The organism is Micromonospora sp. NPDC052213 (assembly GCF_040679695.1).
Classification (GTDB): Bacteria; Actinomycetota; Actinomycetes; order Mycobacteriales; family Micromonosporaceae; genus Micromonospora.
The window spans coordinates 1-1,373 of the sequence record NZ_JBFAVI010000358.1; the positions used below are offsets into that span (position 1 = coordinate 1).

Genomic DNA, 1,373 nt, shown 5'->3' on the forward strand with positions numbered 1-1,373 from the left:
GCCGCCACCCGCGCGGTCAGGTACGTGGCGTGCGGCTGCGCCCGCCGGTCGGTCGGCGAGCCGGGGTTGAGCAGCCGCAGGCCGCCCGGGGCGACGCTGTCCCAGGGGATGTGCGAGTGCCCGAAGACGAGCAGGTCGCAGTCGCCGTACGCGGCGGCGCAGCGCTCCTCGCGGCGGGTCTTCGGGCCGGTCTCGTGCACCACGGCGACGCGCAGGCCGTCCAACTCGACCCGGGCCACCTCGGGCAGCCGGGCGCGCAGCTCCGGCCCGTCGTTGTTGCCGTACACGCCGACCAGCCGGCGCGACCGCGCCTCCAGCGCGTCCAGCAGCGCCACGTCCACCCAGTCCCCGGCGTGCACCACGACATCCGCGGCCTCCACGGCCGCCCACAGCGGCCCCGGAAGATCCCGCGCCCGCTTGGGCACGTGCGTGTCCGCCATGATCACCAGCTCCACCCCCTCATCCTCCCCCACCCCCCTCTTTCCCGCGCCGATCATGAGGTTGGCGGCACTCGGGGAGATCGACTACGCCGTCAACTTCATGATCAACGCGGAGAGGCGGCGCGGGCGGCGGCGTCGGTGATGCGGCCGGCGGCGGTGATCAGGCCGATGTGCGAGTACGCCTGCGGGAAGTTGCCCATCTGCTCGCCGGTGTCCGGGGCGATCTGCTCGGCGTACAGGCCGAGGTCGTTGGTGCGGGCGGCGAGCCGTTCGAACAGCCGCCTCGCCCGGTTCAGTTCCCCCGCCTCGGCCAGGCCGGCGGCCAGCCAGAACGAGCAGATCACGAACCCGGCCGGGTCGCCGTCGAAGCGGCGCAGCAGCCCGTCGCGGGACAGCCGCCGCTCCAGCACGTCCATCGTGGCGCGCATCCGCTGGTCGCCCGCCGGCAGGAAGCCGACCAGCGGCATGACCAGCACCGAGGCGTCCAGGTCGTCGGAGCCGAACGCACCGGTGTACGCGCCGACCCGCTCGTTCCAGCCCCGGGCGAGCACCGCCGCCCGCACCTCGTCGCGCGCGGCGGCCCAGCGGGCCACGTCGGCCGGCTCGCCGATGCGCGAGCCGAACCGGTCCGCCCCGTCCAGCGCGGTCCAGCACTCCACCTTGGAGGAGACGTAGTGCCGCTGCGGGCCGCGCGCCTCCCACATCCCGGCGTCGGGCCGGTGCCAGCCGCGTTCGGCCTGGTCGGCGAGCGTACGCAGCAGGTCACGCACCTCCGGTGACATGGGGTCGAGGTAGTAGCGCATCAGCCAGGCCGCATCCAGCACCTCGCCCAGCACGTCGTTCTGCCGCTGCCGCCAGGCGTCGTTGCCGACGAGCACCGGCCGGCTGCCGGCGTACCCGGCGAGGTGGTCGAGGTCGTGCTCGGTCAGGTCC

2 protein-coding genes are annotated in these 1,373 nt (G+C 74.5%); both read right to left on the reverse strand.

What is annotated here, in order from left to right; translation table 11 throughout:
- A partial coding sequence (locus tag AB0L34_RS33915; RefSeq protein WP_363709760.1) for a YfcE family phosphodiesterase occupies window positions 1–455 on the reverse strand: 455 nt, incomplete at its 3' end.
- Window positions 456–544: 89 nt separating this feature from the next.
- Window positions 545–1,373, reverse strand: an 829-nt coding sequence (locus tag AB0L34_RS33920; protein ID WP_363709758.1) for a glycoside hydrolase family 15 protein, incomplete at its 5' end; no start/stop codon positions are given.